Origin of the sequence: Flavobacterium erciyesense (assembly GCF_018069925.1) — a bacterium.
Taxonomy (GTDB): Bacteria; Bacteroidota; Bacteroidia; order Flavobacteriales; family Flavobacteriaceae; genus Flavobacterium; species Flavobacterium erciyesense.
Window position 1 is genome coordinate 57,795 of record NZ_JAGPXB010000017.1, and the last position, 6,759, is coordinate 64,553.

The window sequence follows — 6,759 nt, forward strand, 5'->3', positions numbered from 1 at the left end:
TCGAATCAATTCATTGGTATAATATTTTTTAATAAAAGATTCTAATTTATTGTAAATAAGCTTTTGAATTTCCACTTGCATTAGATTTAAAATATAACCAATAAAAGTAGTAATTATAACGCTAGAGTGTACAAAAAAAATTCAAGAATCAATGGCACGCAATAAAACGACACATACAACTAACAATCAAAAAACTATCACTAAAAATTTTGAAAGTGTATCTTTGTAAAAAATCATAAAAATGTCTCAACAAGTACGCGTGCGATTTGCACCAAGTCCAACAGGACCTTTACATATAGGCGGTGTCCGTACCGCATTATTTAATTATTTGTTTGCCAAAAAAAACAATGGAACCTTCTTTTTACGTATAGAAGACACAGACCAAAACCGATTTGTTCCTGGAGCCGAAGCATACATTATGGAAGCATTAGAGTGGCTAGGTATTGCTCCTGATGAAACAATTGGGAAAAACGAAAAATTTGCACCTTACCGTCAAAGCGAAAGAAAAGATCTATACCAAAGATATGCAACTGATTTGATAAATTCAGGCAATGCATATTATGCATTTGATACTCCAGATGCATTGGATGCAGCTAGAAAATTAGAAGAAGAACAAGGAAAAACGTTCATATACAACCATACTAACAGAGAAAAATTAGATACCTCTTTAGTAATTTCTACTGAAGAAACGGCTAAAAGAATTGCAGATGGCGAACATTATGTTATACGTTTTAAAACTCCTGTGAATGAGACTTTGTATTTGCATGACATTATTCGTGGTGATGTAAAATTTGATACTAATCTCTTAGACGATAAAGTTTTGTTCAAAAGCGATGGAATGCCAACATACCATTTGGCAAACATTGTAGATGATCATTTAATGGAAACATCACATGTAATCCGTGGAGAAGAATGGTTGCCTTCAATGCCTTTACACGCTTTATTGTACAGAGCATTTGGTTGGGATGCACCACAATTTGCCCATTTACCGTTGATCATGAAACCTGTTGGTAACGGGAAATTATCAAAACGTGATGGCGATAAAATGGGATTTCCAGTATTTCCATTGGATTGGAAAACAGATGAAGGAACATCTTCTGGTTACAGAGAAAAAGGTTTCTTTCCTGAGGCAGTTGTAAATTTTCTAGCACTGCTTGGATGGAATGACGGAACAGAACAAGAATTATTTTCATTAGATGAACTAGTTGCATCATTTGACTTACATAGAGTTCACAAATCAGGAGCAAAATTTGATCCTGAAAAAAATAAATGGTTCAATCACCAGTACTTAATAAAGCAAGAAGATGCAACTTTAGCAAAAGCCTTCTCCCCTATTTTGCTTGAAAAAGGTTTTGATGTTGATGAATCAAAGCTTACTAAAATTGTTTCTTTAATTAAAGAGCGTGCCCATTTTGTATCAGAATTTTGGGAAATGAGTGATTTCTTTTTTGAGGCTCCAGCAAGTTATGATGAAAAAGCAAGCAAAAACTGGAAAGCTGAAACTCCTGAATTGATGCAAGATTTAATTTCTGTAATAGAGGAAATCGGCGATTTCACATCTCTCAATATCGAAATCATAGTAAAAGATTGGATGACAAAAAACGAAATTGGCATGGGAAAAATTATGCAACCATTTCGTTTGAGTTTGGTGGGTGCTTTAAAGGGTCCTCACCTATTTGATATTGTGGAAGTTATTGGCAAAGAAGAAACAATTTCCAGAATCAACAAAGCTATTTCGAGTTTATAAAATCAAAAAGCTTCTACCCTAAAAAGGATAGAAGCTTTTTTAATTATGAACGAACTTTGTACTATAAATAAATAATAAAATTACCGTTAAGTATACCGGCATTCCCTTTAATTTGTGCACCAATACTGCTTTTATTTACATTGCTAAAAGTATTAAGCAAACCATATTGATAGGAAATGTTAGCCCTAAAATGGCGTAGTCCAAAAGTAACACCTACAACAGGATATACATTAATGTTTGAAACACTTTTTAAATCCTTGGCTAACAAAGTAGTTCCTTTTATGATATCATTTTCATCACTAGCATTCAAACCTAACTTTCCATTCACTTGAACTGCGGGACCAAATTCAAAACTCAAATGATTTTCAACTACTTTACAACTCGCTAGTAGTGAAAGTTGTGCATTCGCTAATTTATACGAAATAGGTTCCAAATTACTGTTTGTGACAGAAAACTTTTGCTCACTAAACTGCATCGCATAAACCAAATCCCAATTGTTATAGAAATTACCTCTCATAGAAAGGCCCGCATTCCACCCTAACTCCGGATTAGTTTCAAAATCAGCTGTCAATAAGTTGAAATAATTTGTTCCTACAGAAATTCCAATACGATTGGCATCTCTATACCTGTGCTGAGCAAAAGAACTACTGGCACTAAAAGCTAAGATTATGATAAAACTAATTTTTTTCATATTAATAATATTAACAAAGACAAACCTAAACTTTTTTTGTAAATTGTGAGGTAATTTTTAACTAATAATAAAAACATTATGGATATTGCATTAATTATCTTACTGGTCTTTGGTCTATTTATTTTACTGTCCTCTTTTTTCACCGTTAAGCAACAAACAGCGGTTGTTATTGAACGCTTTGGTAAATTTTTAAGTATCAGACAATCGGGTTTACATCTTAAAATTCCGCTGATAGATCGCATCGCAGGTCGTGTTAACTTAAAAATCCAACAATTAGATGTAATCATCGAAACAAAAACCAAGGACAATGTTTTTGTGAAACTAAAAGTTTCGGTTCAATTTATGGTAATCAAAGAAACGGTTTACGATGCCTTTTACAAATTAGAATATCCACACGATCAAATCACATCGTATGTATTTGATGTAGTTCGTGCCGAAGTACCAAAGTTAAAACTGGATGATGTTTTTGAAAGAAAGGACGATATTGCCATCGCTGTAAAGCGTGAACTAAACGAAGCCATGACAACTTACGGATACACTATCATCAATACTTTGGTAACTGATATTGATCCAGATATTCAAGTTAAAAATGCCATGAATAGAATTAATGCTGCAGACAGAGAAAAAACAGTAGCAGAATTTGAAGCAGAAGCATCACGAATTAGAATTGTAGCAAAAGCGGAAGCAGAAGCAGAAAGTAAACGTTTACAAGGACAAGGTATTGCTAACCAACGAAGAGAAATTGCAAAAGGTCTTGTAGAAAGTGTAGATGTATTGAACAGTGTAGGTATCAATTCACAAGAGGCATCAGCCTTAATCGTAGTAACACAACATTATGACACTTTACAAGCAATTGGCGCAGACACAAATTCTAATTTAATTTTGTTACCAAATTCACCACAAGCCGGAAGCGACATGTTGAATAACATGATTGCTTCTTTTAGTGCCTCAAACCAAGTTGGAGAATTGATGAAAAAAAAATCAGCACCATCTGAAAATAGAAAGCGAACACAAATTCAAGAACCGCCAACAAACGAAACTGAAACTCCTGAAGAAGAAAAATAATTAAAGAGGCCAAGCGCCTCTTTTTTTTGTGCTGTACATTTTTTTAAACTAAATCAAAAATTGACTACTCACCTACTCTTTCATTTTAAAATAAAATTGGTAACCAAAATTCTTAGCACAATTTTCAAAAAATTAAATTTCACGTGAAAAAATCAAAAACAAGTCACTTTTTAAAACTCAAAGCGCAAATTGCAACAAAATTCCAAAATAAGCGGCTCATTTTACGGTAAAAACTAAATAAACTATCTAAATTAAACGAAAATTTTAAAAACATATAAATTGATAACTTAATAAAAATAATGGCTTAAAATTAAAATATGAAAGTCAATTTTAATAGTTAAAAATAATAATTTTAAAAAATAAAATAGGAATTACTAATAATAACAAAACTCCCGATTAAAGGAGTTTTAGTATTGGTAATATCTATAATTAAAAAAGTGATTTTCTAATTTAGTAAAGCAAGCACTTTTTCGTTTTTTTCTACATTTTTCAATTCTGCTAAAACAGCTTCAAATAAAACGAAATTTTGAGCATCATTTTTCAAATTCAAAATTGCAGCAACTCGCACCGAAGCCAATTGACTTTTTAATGACATAGTATAGAATTTTTGAACCACATCTGCATCAAACGAATTAATTTCAACTTTGTCAGAATATTGCACAATCAAATTAGCAAACAATAAGGCATTGTTATCATTTTTAATATTTTTGGTAACCGTTTGAACTAACAAACTATAGTTATCAACACTCTTAATGTTTTCAATAATAGGAATTAAAAGAGCGGCTGCGGCAGTTTCATCTTTTTCCTTAACGTACTTATTCAGATCTTTTTGAGTGTTCATCAAAAGATTTTCTTCTTTTTTGCCCTTTTCTTCCCAAGCATCTTTTAATCCAACCGTTTTGTTGAAAATAATGGTCTCAACAGAAGAGTCTTTATCAACATTAAAATATCCTAAACGCTGAAATTGAAATTTATCACCCGCTTTCACAGTAGCTAAACTGGGCTCTACATATCCTTTAACGACTTGAAGTGAATCCGGATTCATAAAATCTAAGAAGTTTTTATCTTTATGACTGTCAGGAGCTTGGTCTAAAAATAATCTGTCATATAAACGAACTTCCGTTTCCAAAGCATGAGCTACCGAAACCCAATGCAAGGTGCCCGCAACTTTACGTTGGCTAGCTTCACTTCCGCTACCACTCTTGCTATCTGCATCATAAGTAGCGTGAATTTCAAGAATTTCTCCTGAATCATCTTTTATAACAGATTCACCTTTAATGATATAGGCGTTTTTTAAACGTACTTCACGACCGATACTTAATCTAAAAAATTTAGCAGGAGCATCTTCTAAAAAGTCTTCTCTTTCAATAAACAATGTCTTTGAAAAAGGTACTTTTCTGAACCCAGCACTTTCATCTTCTTGATTATTTTCAGCATCCAGCCACTCTTCTTGACCTTCAGGATAATTGGTAATAACCAACTTTATTGGGTCTAAAACAGCCATTACACGTGGTGCAGTTTTGTTTAAATCTTCGCGTAAGCAAAATTCTAACAATGAATAATCGATGATATTTTCACGTTTAGCAACTCCGATAATTTCGCAAAATTTACGAATAGAATTAGCTGTATAACCACGTCTGCGTAAACCAGAAATAGTTGGCATTCTAGGATCATCCCAACCGTTTACAATATTTTCTTGAACCAATTGGAGTAATTTACGCTTACTCATTACGGTATAATTCAAGTTCAAACGAGCAAATTCGTATTGATTCGGACGTACTTTTGTATCGTCATAAATTTGATCCAAAAACCAATTGTACAATTCACGGTGCATTACAAATTCAAGGGTACAAATCGAATGTGAAATTTGTTCGATAAAATCGCTTTCTCCATGCGCATAATCATACATTGGATAGATTTTCCAATCATTACCTGTTCTATGATGATGACGATGTAATACTCTATACATCAACGGATCACGCATTAACATATTGGTAGAAGCCATATCAATTTTGGCACGTAAAACATGACTTCCTTCTGGGAAATCTCCATTTTTCATGCCTTCAAATAAAGTTAAATTTTCTTCAACTGAACGGTTGCGGTACGGACCATCAACACCTGGTTGCGTAGGTGTACCTTTTTGGGAAGCCATTTCTTCAGAAGATTGACTATCTACATAAGCTTTCCCTTTTTTAATCATCATTACAGCCCAATCATACAATTGTTGAAAGTAATCAGATGCATAACGTTCTTCAGCCCAATTAAAGCCCAACCATTGCAAATCTTCTTTTATCGCATCTACATATTCTTGCTCTTCTTTGGCAGGATTGGTATCGTCAAAACGAAGATTAACTGGCGCATTGTACTTTAAACCCAAACCAAAATTCAAGCAAATAGACTTAGCGTGACCAATATGCAAATAACCATTTGGTTCTGGTGGAAAACGAAAACGTAAAGACTCTTTCGGGAAACCGTTAGATATGCTGTCTTCTATGATTTGTTCTATAAAATGGAGTGATTTTTCTTCAGTTGACATTTTTTTGTTTTATTTTAGCAAAGATAAAAAAGTTTAAGGTTTAATGTTTACTGTTTGTTAGAAACCTACCACAGTGTTACAATTACTTTATACCAAATACGTTTAAAAAGCACAAATGGGAATTATAACATTAAAAAACATCCGCACTTATTCGTACCACGGATGTTTGATTGAAGAATCAAAAATAGGATCAGATTACTTGGTAAACCTTGATATTACAACTGATTTGGCCAAGTCTCGCCTATCTGATCAACTAGCAGATACAGTAGATTATGTATTGTTAAATCACATAGTAGTGACTGAAATGGCAATTCGTTCTAACTTATTAGAGCATGTAGCTGACCGAATCATCAAACGTATTTTTAACGAAAGCCAAAGTGTTACGAGAGCACGTGTACAAGTATCAAAATTAAATCCGCCAATTGGTGGTGATGTTGAATCAGTTACAATCGAAATTGAAGAATTCCGGTCTTAAAACTAAAAGTGAATTGTGAGTTCAAAAAAATATTTTTAAAAGTTTTAAAGTGAATACTTTTAAACATTAAAGTTTTTAAGTACTTTTGCCATCCGTTAAACAATGGCGTCGTGGCCGAGCGGCTAGGCTGGGCTCTGCAAAAGCTCCTACTCCGGTTCGAATCCGGACGATGCCTCTAAAACCTTCAAAGCAATTTGGAGGTTTTTTTATGGTTTATTTTTAGAAAAAATAAAGTAAAATAATGG

At 33.2% G+C, this 6,759-nt stretch carries 5 protein-coding genes and 1 tRNA gene; 4 read left to right on the plus strand and 2 right to left on the minus strand.

The genetic code is table 11. From position 1 onward, the window contains the following. Positions 1-241 precede the first annotated feature (241 nt). A complete protein-coding gene (gltX, locus tag KBJ98_RS14085; protein ID WP_210791592.1) occupies positions 242-1,747 on the plus strand; it encodes a glutamate--tRNA ligase in 1,506 nt (501 codons plus the stop codon). A 61-nt stretch (positions 1,748-1,808) separates the two neighbouring features. Here the strand turns inward: gltX and KBJ98_RS14090 are convergent, their stop codons facing one another. Then, entirely contained in the window at positions 1,809-2,438 is a 630-nt protein-coding gene (locus KBJ98_RS14090; RefSeq protein ID WP_210791594.1) for an outer membrane beta-barrel protein, read from the minus strand. A gap of 78 nt (positions 2,439-2,516) precedes the next feature. On the opposite strand from KBJ98_RS14090, the gene KBJ98_RS14095 reads away from it, so the two are divergent. Further along, positions 2,517-3,503 (plus strand): SPFH domain-containing protein, encoded by a 987-nt coding sequence (locus KBJ98_RS14095; protein ID WP_210791596.1) that lies wholly within the window; start codon positions 2,517-2,519, stop codon positions 3,501-3,503. A 445-nt stretch (positions 3,504-3,948) separates the two neighbouring features. Here the strand turns inward: KBJ98_RS14095 and KBJ98_RS14100 are convergent, their stop codons facing one another. Further along, positions 3,949-6,039, minus strand: a complete 2,091-nt coding sequence (locus KBJ98_RS14100) for a glutamine--tRNA ligase/YqeY domain fusion protein (RefSeq protein ID WP_210791598.1) — start codon at positions 6,037-6,039, stop codon at positions 3,949-3,951. A gap of 115 nt (positions 6,040-6,154) precedes the next feature. On the opposite strand from KBJ98_RS14100, the gene folB reads away from it, so the two are divergent. Continuing rightward, complete coding sequence (gene folB / locus KBJ98_RS14105; RefSeq protein ID WP_210791600.1) at positions 6,155-6,514, plus strand: dihydroneopterin aldolase; 360 nt, start codon at positions 6,155-6,157, stop codon at positions 6,512-6,514. A gap of 104 nt (positions 6,515-6,618) precedes the next feature. Next, positions 6,619-6,689: transfer RNA gene (locus tag KBJ98_RS14110), tRNA-Cys, on the plus strand. Positions 6,690-6,759 lie beyond the last annotated feature (70 nt).